The organism is Bacillus sp. AFS098217 (assembly GCF_002551815.1).
GTDB lineage: Bacteria > Bacillota > Bacilli > Bacillales > Bacillaceae_G > Bacillus_A.
Genome location: NZ_NVPR01000016.1, coordinates 180,937 through 200,149, shown reverse-complemented (window position 1 = coordinate 200,149; position 19,213 = coordinate 180,937). Strand labels below are relative to the sequence as shown.

General features: G+C 37.6%; 17 protein-coding genes. All 17 read right to left on the bottom strand.

Translation table 11 applies throughout. From position 1 onward, the window contains the following. Positions 1-111 precede the first annotated feature (111 nt). A complete protein-coding gene (locus tag COO03_RS03920) occupies positions 112-711 on the bottom strand; it encodes a dipicolinate synthase subunit B (protein ID WP_097895254.1) in 600 nt (199 codons plus the stop codon). Further along, positions 708-1,610 carry a dipicolinic acid synthetase subunit A gene (gene dpaA / locus COO03_RS03915; protein ID WP_097895252.1) on the bottom strand — a complete coding sequence of 301 codons (903 nt, stop codon included), beginning with the start codon at positions 1,608-1,610 and terminating at the stop codon, positions 708-710. Before dpaA ends, COO03_RS03920 begins: the two co-directional genes overlap by 4 nt. 285 nt (positions 1,611-1,895) lie before the next feature. Beyond that, complete coding sequence (locus COO03_RS03910) at positions 1,896-2,147, bottom strand: YlmC/YmxH family sporulation protein (protein ID WP_097895250.1); 252 nt, start codon at positions 2,145-2,147, stop codon at positions 1,896-1,898. A gap of 203 nt (positions 2,148-2,350) precedes the next feature. Continuing rightward, on the bottom strand, positions 2,351-3,589 hold the full coding sequence (locus COO03_RS03905) for a M16 family metallopeptidase (protein ID WP_097895249.1): 1,239 nt from the start codon (positions 3,587-3,589) through the stop codon (positions 2,351-2,353). An 86-nt stretch (positions 3,590-3,675) separates the two neighbouring features. Continuing rightward, a complete protein-coding gene (locus COO03_RS03900) occupies positions 3,676-4,575 on the bottom strand; it encodes a polysaccharide deacetylase family protein (RefSeq protein WP_097895247.1) in 900 nt (299 codons plus the stop codon). 158 nt (positions 4,576-4,733) lie between these two features. Continuing rightward, positions 4,734-6,872 (bottom strand): polyribonucleotide nucleotidyltransferase, encoded by a 2,139-nt coding sequence (gene pnp / locus COO03_RS03895; RefSeq protein ID WP_097895245.1) that lies wholly within the window; start codon positions 6,870-6,872, stop codon positions 4,734-4,736. A gap of 160 nt (positions 6,873-7,032) precedes the next feature. Further along, complete coding sequence (gene rpsO / locus COO03_RS03890) at positions 7,033-7,302, bottom strand: 30S ribosomal protein S15 (protein WP_001229392.1); 270 nt, start codon at positions 7,300-7,302, stop codon at positions 7,033-7,035. Between the two features lie 100 nt (positions 7,303-7,402). After that, complete coding sequence (gene ribF, locus COO03_RS03885) at positions 7,403-8,374, bottom strand: bifunctional riboflavin kinase/FAD synthetase (RefSeq protein ID WP_097895243.1); 972 nt, start codon at positions 8,372-8,374, stop codon at positions 7,403-7,405. A 43-nt stretch (positions 8,375-8,417) separates the two neighbouring features. Beyond that, positions 8,418-9,341, bottom strand: coding sequence for a tRNA pseudouridine(55) synthase TruB (truB, locus tag COO03_RS03880; protein ID WP_097895241.1), 924 nt, complete (start codon positions 9,339-9,341; stop codon positions 8,418-8,420). Positions 9,342-9,579: 238 nt separating this feature from the next. Then, positions 9,580-9,936, bottom strand: coding sequence for a 30S ribosome-binding factor RbfA (gene rbfA / locus COO03_RS03875; protein WP_017151269.1), 357 nt, complete (start codon positions 9,934-9,936; stop codon positions 9,580-9,582). 15 nt (positions 9,937-9,951) lie between these two features. Further along, positions 9,952-10,233: a DUF503 domain-containing protein gene (locus COO03_RS03870; RefSeq protein ID WP_097895238.1), complete on the bottom strand. Its 282-nt coding sequence runs from the start codon at positions 10,231-10,233 to the stop codon at positions 9,952-9,954. Further along, on the bottom strand, positions 10,230-12,296 hold the full coding sequence (infB, locus tag COO03_RS03865) for a translation initiation factor IF-2 (RefSeq protein WP_097895236.1): 2,067 nt from the start codon (positions 12,294-12,296) through the stop codon (positions 10,230-10,232). The genes COO03_RS03870 and infB overlap by 4 nt, the downstream gene beginning before the upstream one ends. A 4-nt stretch (positions 12,297-12,300) precedes the next feature. Next, on the bottom strand, positions 12,301-12,612 hold the full coding sequence (locus COO03_RS03860; protein ID WP_017151266.1) for a YlxQ family RNA-binding protein: 312 nt from the start codon (positions 12,610-12,612) through the stop codon (positions 12,301-12,303). Continuing rightward, on the bottom strand, positions 12,613-12,885 hold the full coding sequence (gene rnpM, locus COO03_RS03855) for an RNase P modulator RnpM (RefSeq protein ID WP_026590333.1): 273 nt from the start codon (positions 12,883-12,885) through the stop codon (positions 12,613-12,615). It abuts the gene before it with no gap. Between the two features lie 11 nt (positions 12,886-12,896). After that, positions 12,897-13,997, bottom strand: a complete 1,101-nt coding sequence (gene nusA / locus COO03_RS03850) for a transcription termination factor NusA (protein WP_097895232.1) — start codon at positions 13,995-13,997, stop codon at positions 12,897-12,899. A 17-nt stretch (positions 13,998-14,014) separates the two neighbouring features. Then, positions 14,015-14,485 carry a ribosome maturation factor RimP gene (gene rimP, locus COO03_RS03845; protein WP_017151263.1) on the bottom strand — a complete coding sequence of 157 codons (471 nt, stop codon included), beginning with the start codon at positions 14,483-14,485 and terminating at the stop codon, positions 14,015-14,017. Between the two features lie 336 nt (positions 14,486-14,821). Further along, positions 14,822-19,123 (bottom strand): PolC-type DNA polymerase III, encoded by a 4,302-nt coding sequence (locus COO03_RS03840; RefSeq protein ID WP_097895231.1) that lies wholly within the window; start codon positions 19,121-19,123, stop codon positions 14,822-14,824. Positions 19,124-19,213 lie beyond the last annotated feature (90 nt).

Sequence of the window (19,213 nt, the reverse complement as noted above, 5' to 3'; positions counted from 1 at the left end):
AGAATTAGAAGGGGTATAAAGTACCCCTTCTAATCTTAATAACGTTAATTTTATCATATTCTGCGGTAAGAATGATGGTTTCATAAAAAATTGTCTGTTTTTTTTCGTTTTTTAATTCATATATCTGAATTTTTCTACAACAACTGGTTGTAATTGTTTCCCTTCTAGCGCTTCTATTATTGTATCTTCAAGCAACTCCATTCGAGCTACCATTGAATTCGGCTTTTTCTCCGGTGCATCTTGCCCAAATGGAACAAAATAAATATGTTTGGTAGCGATTAAACGCATGAGATTTACCCCATTGAGCCCAAGGGCATCATTCGTTGAAACAGCTAATACAACCGGCTTTCCATTTCGGAGCGTTGCCTTCGCTGCCATTAAAACTGGAGAATCTGTCATTGCATTCGCAAATTTACTCATTGAATTTCCTGTTAATGGAGCAATCACCATGCAATCTAACGGGATTTTCGGGCCAAGTGGTTCTGCTCCTACAATAGAATTAATAACCTTGTTTCCTGTTATTTCTTCAATTTTTCCAATCCACTCTTCCCCTTCACCAAATCTAGTATTTGTCGTTTGTACGGTGTAGGAGACAACTGGCAGTACTTCCACCCCTTCTGCAATCAATTTCTCTAAATGCGGCATAACTTCTGCATACGTACAATGTGAACCTGTAAATCCAAAACCAATCCGTTTCCCTTTCAAGCTCATTTCCCATTCTCCTCTCTTGCAATCATATCTACTGTTAATAGCTGAGAAAGAACATTAGCCAAAATTTGCCCCGCCGTTTTCGGTGCAACAATTCCCGGAAGACCAGGTGCTAACAAAGCTTTAACTCCTCGCTTCTCCGCATAACGAAAATCCGTACCACCTGGCTTAGAGGCTAAGTCAATAATTAAAGTGTGCGCTGGCATCCGTGAAATAACTCTTGCCGTTACAACAAGATGCGGAATTGTATTAATCACAATATCAATGTCACTTACTTCCTTCTCAATATCCTGCATATAAAAAGGAGAAAACATCATTTCCGAAATACGAGCGATATGTTCCGAACGCCTTGCTCCTACTTTGACATGCGCTCCTAATGATTGAAAAGCTCTAGCTACACTCATCCCAGTTCTACCAAATCCTAAAACCATGACATTCGAACCATGAATCGTATAGTCTGTATGTTGAATAACCATCATTAATGTTCCTTCTACTGTTGGAATAGAATTGTAGATTGCTACATCATCACGATCGAATAACTTTACAAGTTTTCGATTGGTAGTCGCTACAATACTCTCCAAATATGGTGTACCAATCCCTGAATATATAGTAAAATTTGCTGGCGTTTTTTCAATTTGTTCTTTTGTAATCGAAACTTTTTCATTTGAAAAAATAGTATCTACTTCCCCTTTTGCATTTGTTCCTGCTACCGGCAAAATAATTGCATCTAAAGAAGTGAAATCTAGATCTTGCATACTCTCTTTTGCTGCCCCTGTAAAACCATGATCTAATTGGTCAAACCCTATTAATGAAAGTTTCGCATCAAGTTCAACTAACTTGCGAATCACCTCTAGCTGTCTTGCATCTCCCCCTATGACAGCAATGTGCATCTCAGTCAACATTCTCTAATTCACCTTCTTTTTCTTTCATTTATATGAAAAGCGCCTACTTTTTCTTTTTCCTCCACATCATATGTACCGTACGAGTTAGAGGTGATTGCAAAACAAAAAGCATACATTATTTCTAAATATTTAATAGTTTATAAAGTGAAACTTTAATCAGCAAGGATTTTACTTGCAATTAATCCCCCGTCTAACTTCTTTGCTTTCGCTGCACTTTGAGGTGATAGATTATGATCCACGAATAGCAGGATAAAAAAAGAAAAAGACAACCAAAATGGTTATCTTTTATTTTGAACCCGAATGATTCGCAAGGTCAAAAATAATCATATCATGCCCAACTTTCTTAATCCTGCTCCATTCTACCCGCACTTCCTGCTGCTCCCTTTTAAACCCTCCCCATTTTCCAACAGGTATGATAAGAGCTTGAATCTTTCCATCCTTCTCATTAATTTCTAAATCTGCATGGCCTAAAACTCCCATTTTTTCCGCACGTTCCAAGTCTACAATTTCCTTTCCACTTAATTCACTCAAACGCATAGGACTCTCCTCCTTATTCAGCTCATGTGAAGCAACACTCTATAATAAGTACCTATTCTACATGTCTAAAAAAAATAACCAGAATTTTACGATTGATTTATCTCTTTACTTCCACTAAATTTTGAGATAGGCACCTTACTGCCTGCGAATAACGGGATAAAAAATAACCGTATCTCTTTAACACGAGATACGGTTATTTCTCTTTATTTCATTCCCTTTGGCAACTCGCCATTTGGACTAATAAGCGCTGCAGAAAATTCATTTGTAAACATATCGCGGATCAATGTATCTACATTTGTTTTCGTCACACTGTTTACACTCTCAATAATTTCATCAAGAGAACGATGCTTTCTAAGAAGTAATTCATTTTTACCATTGCGGCTCATACGACTATTTGTGCTCTCTAAACTTAGCATTAAGTTTCCTTTAAGCTGTTCTTTACTATTAACGAGTTCTTTCTCCGTGATACCTGTATTTTTCAATGTTTCTAACGTTTCTTGCATTGTATCATACAGCGTATCTAATTGTTGATTTCCTGTCCCACCATACAGTGTTAACATTCCAGTATCTTCATAAGAAGAATGATAAGAGAACACGGAGTATGCTAAACCGCGTTGTTCACGTACCTCTTGGAACAAGCGACTACTCATACTGCCACCTAATATATTATTTAGCACAATTAAGTTATAAATATCTTCATGCCCCATTTGCAATCCTTGGAAACCTAAGCATAAATGTGCTTGCTCTGTTTCCTTCTTACGAGCAACCTTATTGAAATGGAAAATCGGGCTATGTACTTGTTCACGATTTGTTGTTCCTTCGTAGTTACCAAAATATTGTTCCACTGTTTGCACAAATGTTTCATCAATATTTCCAGCAATCGATACAACAACATTTTCAGGTGTATAATGATCTTTAATATATTGACGCAGTGTATCACCCGTAAACGTTTCAAGTGTTTCCTCTGTTCCTAAGATTGGATATCCTAGCGGATGCGTTTCATATGTTGCTTTCGTTAACATATCATGTACGATATCATCTGGCGTATCTTCATACATTTTAATTTCTTCAAATACAACATTCTTCTCTTTTTTCAATTCTTCTTCATCGAATGTTGAATTAAAGAACATATCCGCTAAAACATCTAGTGCATATTTCGCATGCTCATCTAACACTTTTGCATAATAGCATGTATATTCTTTTGAAGTAAATGCATTTACTTGCCCACCAATGCTATCAAATGATTCTGCAATTTCTCTCGCACTACGCGTCTCTGTTCCTTTAAAAAACATGTGTTCTAAAAAGTGCGAAACCCCATTGTTTTTCTCATTTTCATTTCTTGAACCTGCATGGATCCATATACCAATCGCAACTGAACGGACAGTTGGGATATTCTCCATAACGATTCTTACACCATTTTTACAAGTATATTTTTTAATCAAAAACTTTCCTCCTAATGCCAGTTTCTCTAAATAATTGCTATTATTTAATGATAACAAGTTTGGGCATGAATGTCATGCAAATGTATTTAATCGATGCGTTTTTCATCTAGTAATTCTGTAATATTCCCTACTTTATACCCTTGTTTTTTTAATTGCATAATCATCGTATCCAATGCTTCCGTTGTTGAGGAAGTAGGATGCATCAATACAATAGCACCCGGATGTATTTTTCCCATGACCCGTTGCAAGAGCACCTCAGGCCCTGGATGTTTCCAATCAATTGTATCAACCGTCCACATAATCGTTCCCATCTTTAAGTCATCTGCTACCTTTACAACTTCATCACGAAAGCTTCCACTCGGTGGTGCAAACCATCTTACTTTTTGATTAGTAGCTGCCTCAATGATTTGATTTGTCTTTTGTAATTGTTCTTGTATTTCATTTGTAGATAGTGTTTTCATATCAGGGTGCGTATAGGAATGATTCCCTACCTCTTGATTTGCATCCACAATCATCTTCGCAAATCTTAAATTTTCTTTTACCCAGCGACCTTCTAAAAAGAACGTTGCCTTTACATCATGTTTTTTCAATGTCTCTAATATACGCGGAAGATATTCATTGCCCCAAGCAACATTTATCGTTAGTCCAACCATTTTCTTCTGTGGATGCCCACGATAAATTGGAGATGGTGATAAATCTTCTAAATGAACACTAGGTGATACTTCCCGGAAAACAAGTTTCTTTTCATCAAACTTCTTTAACTTCTTCATATTATTATATGACGCCTCAATATCAATTTCTTTCCCGTTATACCCTGGCGTTGCTTTCCAAATTTTATCAATCATTGCATTTTGAGGAGCAATTAAATGCAGCTTCGCCTGTTTCTGAATTTCTTCATATAGATCATCATTGGCAAATACTGAATACGAACATACTCCTATACAAAAAAAGAATATAGATATACATATAAATATACGAGTTCTCATATAAACCCTCCCATTAACTATCCCAAAAGAGAAAATCCATTCTCTTCTTATCTTTGTTAATTTGAGCGTTATGCTGAAAACTATACCTTCTTATATAAAAATCTATATTGCTTATATTTTTTTATATAACAAAAAAAAGCCAAAATTTGGCTTTTTCCTTATTTTTGTTCTTGTGTATTTTCTTCTTTTGCTGCTTCTTTTTCTTGCTCTTCTTTTAGCAATACTTTTCTAGATAGATTTACACGACCTTGTTTGTCAATCTCGATAACCTTCACGGAAATCTCGTCACCGATTTTCACAACGTCTTCTACTTTCCCTACACGCTCAAGTGCAAGTTCAGAAATATGAACAAGTCCATCTTTACCACTGAATAATTCAACGAAAGCACCGAATTTCTCAATACGTTTTACTTTTCCTAAGTAGATTTCGCCTACTTGTACTTCACGAACAATATCTTCGATAATCTTCTTCGCTTTATCATTCATTTCTTGATCAACTGAAGAAATGAAGACTGTACCGTCTTGTTCGATATCAATTTTCACGCCTGTTTCTTCAATAATCTTGTTAATTTGTTTACCGCTTGGTCCAATAACATCACGGATTTTGTCCGGATTAATTGTCATTGTAATAATTTTTGGAGCATATGCAGATAGCTCTTTACGAGGCTCAGCAATAGCAGATAACATATGATCTAGAATGTGCATACGACCAATCTTAGCTTGTTGTAATGCTTCTTCTAAAATTTCACGAGATAAGCCATCAATTTTAATATCCATTTGTAGCGCTGTTACACCTTGTGCTGTACCTGCTACTTTAAAGTCCATATCACCTAAGTGATCTTCCATACCTTGAATATCAGTTAAAATTGTGTAGTACTCACCAGATTTCACTAGACCCATTGCAATACCCGCAACCGGTGCTTTTAGTGGCACACCAGCATCCATCATCGCTAAAGTACTACCACAAATACTTGCTTGTGAAGTAGAACCATTCGATTCTAAAACTTCAGATACAAGACGAACTGTATATGGGAAATCTTGCTCGGATGGAATAACTGGTTCAAGAGCACGCTCACCTAATGCACCGTGACCAATTTCACGACGACCTGGTCCACGCATTGGTCTTGTTTCACCAACACTAAAGGATGGGAAATTATAATGGTGCATAAAACGCTTAGACTCTTCTACACCAAGACCATCTAAAATTTGCACATCGCCTAATGCACCTAATGTACAAATACTTAATGCTTGTGTTTGTCCACGTGTAAACAAGCCAGAACCATGCGTACGAGATAAAATACCTACCTCTGATGCTAAAGGACGAATTTCATCACCTTTACGTCCATCTGGGCGGATTTTTTCAACTGTAATAAGACGACGTACTTCTTCTTTTACAATTTTATATAAAATCTCATTTACTTGTCCTAATGTTTCAGCATCAGCTTCTTGCGCTTCATAATGCTCAATAACACGTTTTTTCACTTCATTAATTGCATCTTCACGTGCATGTTTTTCGTGCACTTGAATTGCAGAATGCATATCTTGCTCAGCCATTGCACGTACTGCTTGATTAAGCTCAGCATCCACTTCATAAAGTTGTACTGCTGTTTTCTCTTTACCTACAGCTTGTACAATCTCTTCTTGGAAAGCAATTAGACGTTTAATTTCTTCATGACCAAACATAATTGCTTCTAACATCGTTTCTTCAGGCACTTGATCTGCCCCTGCTTCTACCATGTTAATTGCATCTTTCGTACCAGCTACAACAAGGTGAATATCGCTTTTCTCTTGTTGTTCTATTGTTGGATTAATAATGAATTCGCCGTCAATACGACCAACTGTTGCACCCGCGATTGGACCTTCAAATGGGATATCTGAAATCGATAACGCTAATGAAGAACCAAGCATAGCTGCCATCTCAGAAGAACAATTTTGATCAACACTCATTACGATGCTGACAACTTGTACTTCATTACGGAAACCATCTGCGAAAAGCGGACGAATTGGTCGGTCAATTAAACGACTTGCTAAAATTGCTTTTTCACTCGGACGGCCTTCACGCTTAATAAAACCGCCTGGGATTTTTCCGACTGCATATAAACGTTCTTCATAGTTTACTGTAAGCGGGAAGAAATCTACATTTTTTGCCTCTTTTGATGCAGTTGCTGTAGATAGAACCGCTGTGTCGCCATATCTTACTAATACTGCTCCGTTTGCTTGTTTTGCAAGCTGACCGGTTTCAATTGTTAGCTGACGACCAGCTAAATCTATCGAGAAGACTTGCTTTTCTTGACTCATTTAAGTACCCCTCTCAATTTAAAATATTCAATTCTTCTATGTAAATGGATAGTCTATCACAATATTCTTCCTCTAGTATTGCCGAAAATGAAGTAAGCTATAAAGAGTAGAAGATATATTTTTACCTAACAAAAAAGCGGGAATATTCCCGCTTCTTTGACTATCGACGTAAGCCAAGCTTTGTGATTAATTCACGGTAGCGTGTGATATCGCTATTACGAAGGTAAGTAAGTAAGTTACGACGTTTACCAACCATCTTTAATAGACCACGGCGTGAATGATGATCTTTCTTGTGAGTACGTAAGTGCTCGTTTAGAGTGTTAATTTGCTCCGTTAGGACAGCAATTTGAACCTCTGGAGAACCAGTATCAGTCTCATGAGTTCTAAATTGTGCAATGATTTCATTTTTACGCTCTTGTGTTAAAGCCATCCTATTTCACCTCCTAATAATTAAACCACCAATTCCCTAGCAAGCGTCGGTGAGTCGCAATGCCAAGCAATGGTTGTCATAAAGTACATAACATAGAATACTACTTTTCATTGGAAAAAGCAAGCATATTCTTTGCGGTACTAAAATATTCTTGCGCCGTCATTTTGTCTTGTGCAATTTGTGCAACTAACTCATCGATACCATTAAACTTTTTCTCTTCTCGAATACGCATATGCCACTCAACAGTAACAATTTGATCATATATATCCTCATTGAAATCGAATAAATGCACTTCAATAGATAACTTACGCTCCGCCTCTTTAAAAGTTGGTTTATAACCGATATTACATACACCATCATGCCACTCATCATGAACTTTTAATCTTACTGCATACACTCCAACAGGTGGCAGAAGGTATTCATCACTTAAAGCTACATTAGCTGTTGGAAAACCAATTTGACGTCCACGTTTATCTCCGTGAACAACCGTTCCTTCTACTGTATAAGCTCTGCCTAAAATAGATGGAATTTGTTCCATTTCTCCATCTCGAATCAATTTTCGTAATGCTGTGGAACTTACTTTTTCTTCTTGAAATTCAACTTTTTCAATCACGGTCTGTGTAAACTCCCCTCGTGCATGAAATGGTAAAGTCTCCATCGTCCCTTTTCCTAAACGTCCATATGAATAATCAAAGCCTGCTACTACATGCTTTACATTTAGCCCAATAATATATTCATCTACAAACTGTTGTGGTAACAATCCAGCAAATACTTCATCGAATTTCACCACATATAACATATCAATCCCTAAGCTTGCAATTACTTTTTCTTTAATGCTCATAGGTGTAATGTACTCCACATGCGCTTCTTTTTTCCCTAATATAACAGATGGGTGTGGATGAAACGTTATGACAGCACTTTTATATCCTCTTTCATCCGCTATTTTTTTTGCTGTTCGAATCACACGTTGATGTCCTAAATGAATGCCATCAAAAAATCCTAATGCCATTACAGTTGGTGGTAATTCTAATTTATTTTGTTCATGTGGATGAGTTAAATGAATAAGTTTCACGCTTGAATTCACCTTTTTCTGTAATAATCCTTCTAATAATTCATTATAGCTTTAGTTCCTGATTATTCACAAGTACTTTCATTGGCTTTAACATGCCAGGGTGTTTTGGATGATGTTCATAAATTGCTAAGCAACGTTCGTTTTTATCAAATACTGTAATAAACGGCGCTGTCACTTGCAGTTCATTCTTTAAAAACATACCATTTTTCACCTTTTCTGTTTGTTTTTCATCTACAATCATTTTTGGAAATTTACTTAATGCCTCATCAATTGAGATAAAAATAGATTCTACTGTTCCATTTTGCATGTTTTCTTCAATTTCTTCAAATGATATGCAATCTTTTAGCAAAAATTCTCCTGAAGCTGTTCGCACAAGATGTGACATATGTGCTGGGAATCCTAGTTTTTCACCAATCATAACCGCTAATGTTCTCACATACGTTCCTTTGCTACATGTAACACGGAAGCGGAATGAAATATTCTCCCCTTCAAATACTTCACGATCATCAAGTAACACAAATTCATGGATCGTTATTGTACGAACTGGGCGTTCAACTTCTTGTCCTGCTCTTGCATATTCATATAGTTTCTTTCCGTTTACTTTTACAGCTGAATACATAGGCGGTACTTGTTCAATTGTACCTGTTAATTCTGCTAATACGCCTTCCACTTCCGTACGTGTAATGACGCGATTTACTTCTTGTTTTTCCACTACTTCACCAGAAGCGTCTTCAGTTGTTGTTGAAAAGCCTAGTGTAACTTCACCTTCATATGTTTTTGTTTCACTCGTTAAAAATTGTGCAATCTTTGTGGCACGCCCTACACAGATTGGTAATACGCCTGTCACATCTGGATCTAATGTTCCTGTATGGCCAATTCTCTTTTCACGCAATATCTTTCTTAACTTAAATACACAATCGTGTGATGTCATTCCTTTTGGTTTATGTAATAATAATACACCTTCCATATGTTCACCTCATCATTATACTTTTGTAGATGATGTTCAGAAAGTCAGGTAAGGATAGCTATAGCATTTCTTCGTTACATTGCCAGTCCAGTAGACATGTAGGTCCATCTACACTTCATATCCTCCTAGCTCCTGTACCTCAAACTGCTCGGCGCTCTTTACCTTCTTTTTTGAACACGCACACTTGTATGCAAAACTTACTTTCCATTGAAAAAATGGATAGACAAATGTCTATCCATTATTCTTCACGTTTACCGTCTTTATTAATTTCATGTAAAAGTGTATCAATTCGATGACCATATCCGATAGACTCATCAAATTCAAAGGAAATCTCCGGTGTTTTACGAAGACGAATACGTTGGCCAATTTCTGAACGAATAAAGCCTTTCGCTTTCGCTAAACCCTTTAATGTATTTTCTTTCTGCTCTTCGTCTCCTAAAACAGAAATATATACTTTAGCAATTTGTAAATCTCCACTCACTTGTACATCTGTTACTGTAACAAATCCAACACGTGGGTCTTTAATTTTACGACTAATGATGTCGCCTAATTCTTTTTTCATTTGCTCGCCCACACGGTTCGCACGTAGTTTCATAACTATTCACCTCATTCAATACCATTCCAATTGCGTTATCGTACGTTCAATCTCAGGAAATGAATCAATGTACTCAAGTACACGATTCATTTCTTTCTCGCAGACAACACGATTTGAGGATACGGAAACAATTGCAATTTCTGTACGTTGCCATACATCTTGGTGTCCTACTTCAGAAACAGCCACATTGTAACGCTGTTTCACACGAGTTAACACACGTTGTAAAATTGCTCGTTTCTCTTTTAAAGAATGCACATCATAAATTATACATTCGAACGAGAGTGAAGCGATAATCATCGCTTCACTTCTTCCATAATGTACGCTTCAATGATGTCCCCTTCTTTAAGATCGTTGTATTTCTCAATTGTAATACCACATTCATAGTTTTGTGCAACTTCTTTTACATCGTCTTTGAAACGTTTTAACGTATCAAGTTGTCCTTCATAAATTACTACGCCATCACGGATAATACGTACGCCGCTATCACGTGTAATTTTACCGTCTGTTACATAACATCCAGCGATTGTTCCAACTTTTGTTACTTTGAACGTTTGACGAACTTCCGCTTGACCAATTACTTTTTCTTCGAATTCTGGATCAAGCATACCTTGCATTGCTGCCTCGATTTCCTCGATTACTTTGTAAATGATACGGTGTAAGCGAATATCAACGTTTTCTAACTCAGCTGTACGTTTTGCGTTCACATCTGGACGTACGTTAAATCCAATTACAATTGCATTAGATGCAGAAGCTAAAATAATATCAGATTCTGTAATTGCACCTACGCCTGTATGGATGATTTTTACTTTTACACCTTCAACATCAATCTTACGAAGTGATGCTGCCATTGCTTCTACAGAACCTTGTACGTCTGCTTTCACAATTAGGTTAATTTCTTTCATTTCGCCTTCTTGGATTTGTTGGAATAAATCTTCAAGGCTTAATTTAGATTTTTCACCGCGCTGTGCAAGTAATGCTTGCTGTGCACGTGATTCACCAATTTGGCGTGCTTTCTTCTCATCAGCAAATGCCATGAAGCGATCGCCTGCTTGTGGAACTTCATTTAAACCTGTAATTTCAACAGGAGTAGATGGACCAGCAACTTTCACACGACGGCCAATATCACTTACCATCGCACGAACACGCCCGAATGATGTTCCAACAACAATTGGATCTCCTACTCGAAGTGTACCATTTTGTACAAGTAATGTTGCGATTGTTCCTTTACCTTTATCAAGCTGTGCTTCGATTACAGTACCAGTTGCATAACGGTTTGGATTTGCTTTATATTCTTCTACTTCACTTACAAGTAGAATCATTTCTAATAAGTTGTCAATTCCTTCGCCTTGAATTGCAGAGATTGGTACGAAAATTGTGTCGCCGCCCCAAGCTTCTGGAACTAATTCGTACTCTGTTAACTCTTGCATTACACGGTCTGGATTTGCTGCTGGTTTATCCATCTTATTCACAGCAACAATAATCGGTACTCCTGCTGCTTTCGCATGGTTAATTGCTTCTACTGTTTGTGGCATAACACCGTCATCTGCCGCTACAACAAGAATTGTAATATCTGTTACTTGTGCACCACGAGCACGCATCGTTGTAAATGCCGCGTGACCTGGTGTATCTAAGAATGTAATTTTCTTGTCATTTACTTCAACTTGGTATGCACCAATGTGCTGTGTGATTCCACCAGCTTCGCCAGCAGTTACTTTTGAATTACGGATAGAATCAAGTAATGTTGTTTTACCATGGTCAACGTGTCCCATAATTGTAACAACAGCTGGACGCTCTTTTAAGTTTTCTTCATCGTCTTGCTCGTCGATGAATGTTTCAAACTCAGTCTCACTTACAATTACTTCTTCTTCTACTTCAATACCGTAATCACTAGCAAGTAGCTCAATTGTATCTTTATCTAAATCTTGATTAATTGTAGCCATAATACCTAGCATAAAGAGCTTTTTAATAAGCTCAGATGGCTCTTTGCTTAGTTTTTTAGCAAGATCACCTACTGTAAGTGTTCCAGAAAAAGTAATTTTATCTGGTGTTTCTACAACTGGTGTTTGTTGTCTTCCAGCAAAGTTTTCTTGACGTTTGTCTTCATTTCCTTTGCCTTTTTTCTTTTTCTTATTGCTGTTCTTTTTACTGCGAACAACTTTTTCTTCTACTTCAAACTCATCTGCAACAGAAGGTTTTTCTGTTCCAGTATTATATTGATTATCTAATTTGTTTACTACTTCATCGTCTAACATTGTCATATGATTCGAAACCTCGATATTCATTTCTTTTAGTTTTGTAATAATGTCTTTACTTGAGATATTGTGCTTCTTTGCATATTCATACACTCGAATTTTACTCATACCTTCACCCCCGGTAAGTTGTATCGAGCATGCTACGCAGCTTTTTCGCAAAGCCCTCATCTAACACAGCTACAACGACTCGCTCGTCTCTCCCAATCGCATGCCCTAATTGTTGTCGATTTTCGACTTTTCTCATTGGTATGTTGTAGTACGTGGTCTTATCAGTGATGCGTTTTGTAGTGTTCGCTGACGCATCTTCAGAAAGCAATACCAACTTCGCCTTGCCACTTCGTACTTCCTTTAAAACGAGTTCTTCACCCGAAATAATTTTTCGGGCGCGGTTTGCTAGCCCTAAAAACGATTTCCAATCGGACACTTATTTCGACTCCTTCTCAACAAGCTCAAGAAGCTCTTCGTACAGAGAACTGTCGATCTTCGCTTTTAGATGATGTTCCAAAATATTTTTCTTCTGCGCTTGAATAATGCATTCTTTGTCTTTTGACAAATATGCACCGCGTCCTGATTTCTTTCCAGTTAAATCAATGGACACTTCGCCCTCTTTGGAACGAACAATGCGAACGAGCTCTCGTTTTGATTTCATTTCTTGCGTTGCGACGCATTTTCGTAACGGAACTTTTCGATTGCTCACACTCATCACCTCTATTCGATTTCGTCTTCAATTGAATCGAATGCGATCATGTTGTCTTCTTCTGTTACAATCCCAAGTTGTTTCGCATCAGACTCGCTTTTAATATCAATTTTCCAGCCTGTTAATTTAGCTGCAAGACGTGCATTTTGTCCACGTTTACCAATTGCTAATGAAAGCTGGTGGTCTGGAACAACAACAGTTGTTGCTTTTTCCTCTTCATTCACAAGTACTGATACAACTTGTGATGGACTTAAAGCGTTCGCTACATATTCAACTGGATCACTTGACCAGCGAACAATATCAATTTTTTCACCTTTTAGCTCATCTACGATGCGTTGTACACGTTGTCCTTTTGGCCCTACGCAAGAACCTACTGGATCAACATCGATATTCTCTGCATATACAGAAATTTTAGAACGATCGCCCGCTTCACGTGCTACGGAACGAATTTCTACAGTTCCATCATAAATTTCTGGAACTTCAATTTCGAATAAACGTTTTAAAAGACCTGGGTGTGTACGTGATACGTAAATTTGTGGTCCTTTTGTTGTTTTTTCTACTTTTGTAATAAAAACGCGAATACGATCATGCGGCTTATATTGTTCGTTCGGCATTTGTTCGCTTACAGGTAATAAAGCTTCTACTTTTCCTAAGCTTACGTAAATGAAACGAGCATCTTGACGTTGTACAATACCCACCATGATGTCTTCTTCACGATCACTAAATTCTGAATAAATAACACCGCGTTCTGCTTCACGTACACGTTGTGTTACAACTTGTTTCGCAGTTTGTGCTGCAATACGACCGAAATCTTTTGGCGTTACTTCAATTTCTAGTACATCGCCATCTTGATAGTTTGGATTAATTTGTCTTGCTTCTTCTACAGAGATTTCAAGACGTGGGTCAAACACATTATCAACAACATCTTTACGTGCTAAAACTTGAATTGTTCCCACTTCTGGGTTAAAGCTAACACGAACGTTTTGTGCTTGGTTAAAATTGCGTTTATAAGCAGAGATTAAAGCTGCTTCAATCGCATCAATAATAATATCTTTGCTAATACCTTTTTCTGATTCTAATACGAGCAAAGCATCTAACAACTCAGTGCTCATGAAGATCCCCCTTCTTACTAAAACGTAACAGCAAGTCGCGCATTCGCAACTTTGTCCATTGGAATTTGGATTTCTTTTTTACGTGTTTTAATTGTTAATAGTAATGTAATTGTTGTACCATCATAGGAAAGTAGCTTTCCTTCAAACATCTTTTCACCATCAATCGGCTCATATGTTTTAATTGCCACTTGCTTTCCTACCGCTTGCTGGAAGTCTTTTTCTTTCTTTAATGGGCGTTCCGCTCCAGGAGATGATACATCCAAAAAGTAAAGATGAGGAATTGGATCCTCTTTATCTAAAGCTTCGCTTAAACGTTCACTTACCGCACCGCATTCTTCAATGTCTACTCCTGTCTCAGAATCGATGAATACGCGTAGGAACCAGTCTTTTCCTTCTTTCACATATTCTACATCTACAAGTTCAAGATTTAACTCTTCAACAATCGGCTGCGCAAGTGCTTCAACAACTTCTGTGACTTTCTTATCCATAAACAGCCTCCTTCCTGCCGCCATGTACCATTTGAAAGAAAAAACTCCGCCTCATTATAAAACGGTCTATCTCATTCTTTCTCGTTAGCTAACAAAAGCCCCTGCTGTTAAGCAGGGAATATCTGTCTTAGTATTACCAAATTTAAGAAGTAAAACTTGTAACAAAATATGTATATACGACAGAAATGTCCCACCTACATACGTAGATAAAACATAGATAGTAACACGAAAGAGTGGGTTTCCCCACTCTTTTTTTTGCAAAATATACATGACATGGTTATCTCGGTTAATAGTATACCATAGCAAATCCCGATTTGCAAAGACTTTTCCAGTCCACTAGAACAGTGACAATTGGTTTTGATCTGGCAAATCACCTAAACAACCTTGACTATCTAAATACTCAATAATTGTTTTAGAAACCTTACTGCGCTGTTGTAAATCTTCTTTTGATAAAAACTCACCATTTTCACGTGCTTCAACAATACTTATGGCTGCATTTGTACCAAGACCAGGTATTGCATTAAATGGAGGAATCAACGTATCTCCATCAATAATAAAGTCCGATGCATGCGAACGATATAAATCAACTTTTTGGAATGAATAACCACGTTCGCACATTTCAAGCGTCATTTCTAATACCGTTAATAAACTCTTCTCTTTAGGAGAAGCATCCAATCCTTTTTGTGCAATTTCATCAATTCTCGCACGGATTGACGCTGACCCTTTTACCATTGCCTCTACATCAAAGTCATCTGCACGTACTGTAAAGTATGCTGCATAGAATAGAAGTGCAAAATGTACTTTGAAGTACGCTATACGTACAGCCATTAGTACATAAGCTGCCGCATGTGCCTTAGGGAACATGTACTTAATCTTTTTACAAGAATCAATATACCAACCAGGTACATTGTTATTGCGCATTTCCTCTTCCCATTCTTCCGGTACACCTTTACCTTTACGTACCGATTCCATGATTTTAAATGCTAAAGATGGATCTAATCCTTGGTAAATCAGATAAACCATAATATCATCACGACAACCGATAACTTCGCTTAGTGTACATGTACCGTTGTAAATCAATTCATTCGCATTACCAAGCCATACGTCTGTACCGTGGGATAGTCCAGAAATTTGGACAAGCTCCGAGAATGTCGTTGGCTTTGTTTCCTCTAACATCTGCCTTACGAATTTCGTACCAAACTCCGGAATGCCAAGTGTACCTGTTTTACAATTAATTTGCTCTTCTGTTACACCTAACGATTCTGGACCAGAGAAGATTTTCATTACTTCTGGATCATCTGTTGGTATTGTTTTCGGATCCACGCCACTTAAATCTTGCAGCATACGAATAACGGTCGGATCATCGTGTCCCAGAATATCCAGTTTTAATAAATTATCATGAATAGAGTGGAAGTCAAAGTGTGTCGTTCTCCACTCCGCTCCTACCGAATCGGCAGGGAATTGAATCGGTGAAAAATCAAAAATATCCATGTAATCTGGCACAACGATAATTCCACCTGGATGCTGTCCTGTTGTACGTTTTACCCCTGTGCAACCGGCGACAAGACGATCAACCTCAGCATTCCGAATGGTTAAATTATGATCATTGGCATAGCCTTTTACATAACCATAAGCTGTTTTCTCCGCAACCGTACCAATTGTTCCAGCACGATATACATAATCCTCACCAAACAGTACTTTCGTATAGTTATGGGCACGTGGTTGGTATTCTCCGGAGAAGTTCAAATCGATATCCGGTACCTTATCTCCTTTAAAACCAAGGAACGTTTCGAACGGAATATCATGTCCATCTTTTACATATGGAATATTACATGTTGGACACTCCTTATCAGGTAAATCAAAACCAGAACCTACAGAACCGTCATTGAAGAACTCTGATTGCTTACACTTCGGACATACATAATGCGGAGGTAATGGATTTACTTCTGTAATCTCCATCATTGTCGCAACGAATGATGACCCCACCGATCCACGCGAACCTACAAGATAACCATCTACAAGCGACTTTTTCACAAGCTTATGTGAAATTAAGTAGATAACGGCAAATCCATGTCCAATGATACTTTTTAATTCTTTTTCCAGACGGGCTTCTACGATTTCTGGTAGCTCTTCCCCATAAATGCTACGCGCCATTTTATAACTCATATCACGCGTTTCGTCGTCTGCTCCTTCAATTTTCGGTGTGTACAAATCATCTTTTACTGGATGAACGTCACCAATCAATGATGCAATCTTTTGTGTATTGGCTACAACAATTTCTTTTGCTTTCTCTTCTCCTAAGAACGAGAAGCAATCTAGCATTTCATCTGTTGTGCGAAAATATACAGGTGGCAATGAATGACGATTTAATGGGTTTGCCCCGCCCTGTGAGCTTACTAAAATTTTACGGTACATTGCATCTTCTGGATCAAGATAATGTACATTTCCTGTAGCAACAACTGGTTTACCTAATGTTTCACCCAATTTTACTAAATTAGAAATGATTGTTTTTAATTGTCCTTCATCTCGAACTAACTCACGCTCTACTAAATGACCCAACACCACTGGAGGCATAACCTCAATGTAATCATAGAACTGTGCAATTTCCTCTACCTCTTCAGGAGCCTTTTGCATCATTGCTTCAAAAACTTCACCTTTATCACAAGCTGTACCAACTAATATACCTTCTCGATATTTTTTTAATAATGATCTTGGTACTCGTGGTACACGGTAGAAATAATTGATATGTGAATATGAAACAAGTTTGTATAAATTTTTCAAACCTTCATCGGATGTTGCAAGCAAAGTGACATGACTCGGCCTTCCACGTTTATACGCATCACCTTGTCCCATGCTATCATTTAATTGATCGTGATATTCAAAACCCTTTTCAATGGCATCTTTCAACATTTTTACAAGTAAATATCCCGTTGCTTCCGTATCATAAATCGCACGGTGATGTTGCGTTAATTCAATGTCGAGTTTTTTACACATCGTATTTAAGCGATGATTCTTCATTTCTGGGAATAAGAACCTAGCTAACTCTAATGTATCAATAACTGGGTTTTTAGGCTTGTCTAAGCCACATTTCTTAAATCCTACATTTATGAATCCCATATCAAAACTTGCGTTATGGGCAACAAGTGTATGATCACCCATCCACGCTTCAAACTTTTCAAATACTTCTCCTACTTCTGGCGCATCAGTCAACATGTCATCTGTAATACCAGTTAACTCAATAATCGTAGCTGATAGCGGTTGATGTGGATTCGCAAAAGATTCAAAGCGATCAATAATTTCACCGCCTTTGACTTTTACTGCTGCTAATTCAATAACAGTATCATACACAGCCGATAACCCTGTCGTTTCGACGTCAAAGACAACGTATGTTTCATCGGCAAGCAACCTGTGTTCTTCGTTATAGGCAATTGGGACACCGTCATTTACTAAGTTTGCTTCCACTCCATAAATGACTTTTATGCCGGCTTTTTTCCCTGCAGAATATGCTTCTGGGAATGATTGTGCAACAGCATGGTCTGTAACAGCAATCGCTTCATGTCCCCATTTTCCAGCTTGCGCAACAAGTTTAGATACTGAGGTAACAGCATCCATTTGACTCATTGGTGTGTGTAGGTGAAGCTCTACTCGTTTTTCTCCTTCAGGCGCTTTATCTTTACGAGAAGGTCCTGTTATTTCGTTAATATCGTTTGCAATCATAACTAGATCACGAACAAACGTATCATTTTGAACCGAACCTCGCGCTTTTATCCACATTCCTTTTTTCAAGGATTGCAGCAACGGAATATCTTCTTTATCACGTGAGAACATTTTTATCATAATGGAATTCGTATAATCTGTTATTTTTAACGTTAATAACGTACGTCCACTACGAAGTTCTTTTGTTTCCACATGGAAGACATAACCTTGGACCGTTTTTCGTCTTTCTTCATCTTGGATTTCGCGCAGCGGCGTAATTTCTTCATCAGACTTAATGAGGTAACCAAGTACAATTGGTCCTTCATGTACAACGTCGCTTTCTTCAGTTTGCTTCTTGGCCATTTCTTCCATAGCTTGTATCACACGCTGACGATCCTCTTGCTGCGTCTGTTCACGAAACTTTTGAACTTCCTCTTCATTCTGTTTTATATTGGTTTCAAGCTGAAAACGCGGAAATCCAAACACTTCATATTGATCACCTACTGGCTTTGCAAGATTTTTCTTTAACGCAGTAGATTCCAACTCATTATTCACATTTAGTAACAACTTCACTCCATTTACATGCGGAAGTTGCTTTTTTAAATACGCAAACATAGGTGAAAATATAATTCGCTCTGTACAAAGTGGCCAATATGCCTTGACCTGTTCTTCCGTAAACTGTTTATTTTCTGTTTCTAGTGCAAATGACGTTTTTGCAATATGAGAAAATGACTGCTTGAGCTGTGCTTCTAGCAATTCATATAATTCTGTTGGTAAAATACGTGGCACCTGTAAGTCAAAATGCCAGCTTTTATTTACTTTATCAACAACTAGCTTCTGAATACCGCCACCTTGTAAATATTGATTGATAAGATCTTCCGGTATTTGCAACTGCTGGAGCAAAATTTGAAATCGCTCTTGTTGTTCATTTGTTAACGACATAAGCAACCTCCTTCCATCTGCTATTATAAATTGAAATGCTCCCTTCAGCAAAGAAAGGTTTATTCCTTCTTCTCAAAAAAAGCTTACTCT

What these genes read in the sequence shown, in the direction of transcription:
- infB (WP_097895236.1), bottom strand. Translation starts at nt 12,296, where the DNA reads ATGAGTAAAATTCGAGTGTATGAATATGCAAAGAAGCACAATATCTCA.
- pnp (WP_097895245.1), bottom strand. Translation starts at nt 6,872, where the DNA reads ATGAGTCAAGAAAAGCAAGTCTTCTCGATAGATTTAGCTGGTCGTCAG.
- nusA (WP_097895232.1), bottom strand. Translation starts at nt 13,997, where the DNA reads ATGAGCACTGAGTTGTTAGATGCTTTGCTCGTATTAGAATCAGAAAAA.
- COO03_RS03900 (WP_097895247.1), bottom strand. Translation starts at nt 4,575, where the DNA reads ATGAGAACTCGTATATTTATATGTATATCTATATTCTTTTTTTGTATA.
- COO03_RS03920 (WP_097895254.1), bottom strand. Translation starts at nt 711, where the DNA reads ATGAGCTTGAAAGGGAAACGGATTGGTTTTGGATTTACAGGTTCACAT.
- dpaA (WP_097895252.1), bottom strand. Translation starts at nt 1,610, where the DNA reads ATGTTGACTGAGATGCACATTGCTGTCATAGGGGGAGATGCAAGACAG.
- COO03_RS03840 (WP_097895231.1), bottom strand. Translation starts at nt 19,123, where the DNA reads ATGTCGTTAACAAATGAACAACAAGAGCGATTTCAAATTTTGCTCCAG.
- COO03_RS03870 (WP_097895238.1), bottom strand. Translation starts at nt 10,233, where the DNA reads ATGATTATCGCTTCACTCTCGTTCGAATGTATAATTTATGATGTGCAT.
- rpsO (WP_001229392.1), bottom strand. Translation starts at nt 7,302, where the DNA reads ATGGCTTTAACACAAGAGCGTAAAAATGAAATCATTGCACAATTTAGA.
- truB (WP_097895241.1), bottom strand. Translation starts at nt 9,341, where the DNA reads ATGGAAGGTGTATTATTATTACATAAACCAAAAGGAATGACATCACAC.
- rbfA (WP_017151269.1), bottom strand. Translation starts at nt 9,936, where the DNA reads ATGAAACTACGTGCGAACCGTGTGGGCGAGCAAATGAAAAAAGAATTA.
- rimP (WP_017151263.1), bottom strand. Translation starts at nt 14,485, where the DNA reads ATGGATAAGAAAGTCACAGAAGTTGTTGAAGCACTTGCGCAGCCGATT.
- COO03_RS03910 (WP_097895250.1), bottom strand. Translation starts at nt 2,147, where the DNA reads ATGCGTTTGAGTGAATTAAGTGGAAAGGAAATTGTAGACTTGGAACGT.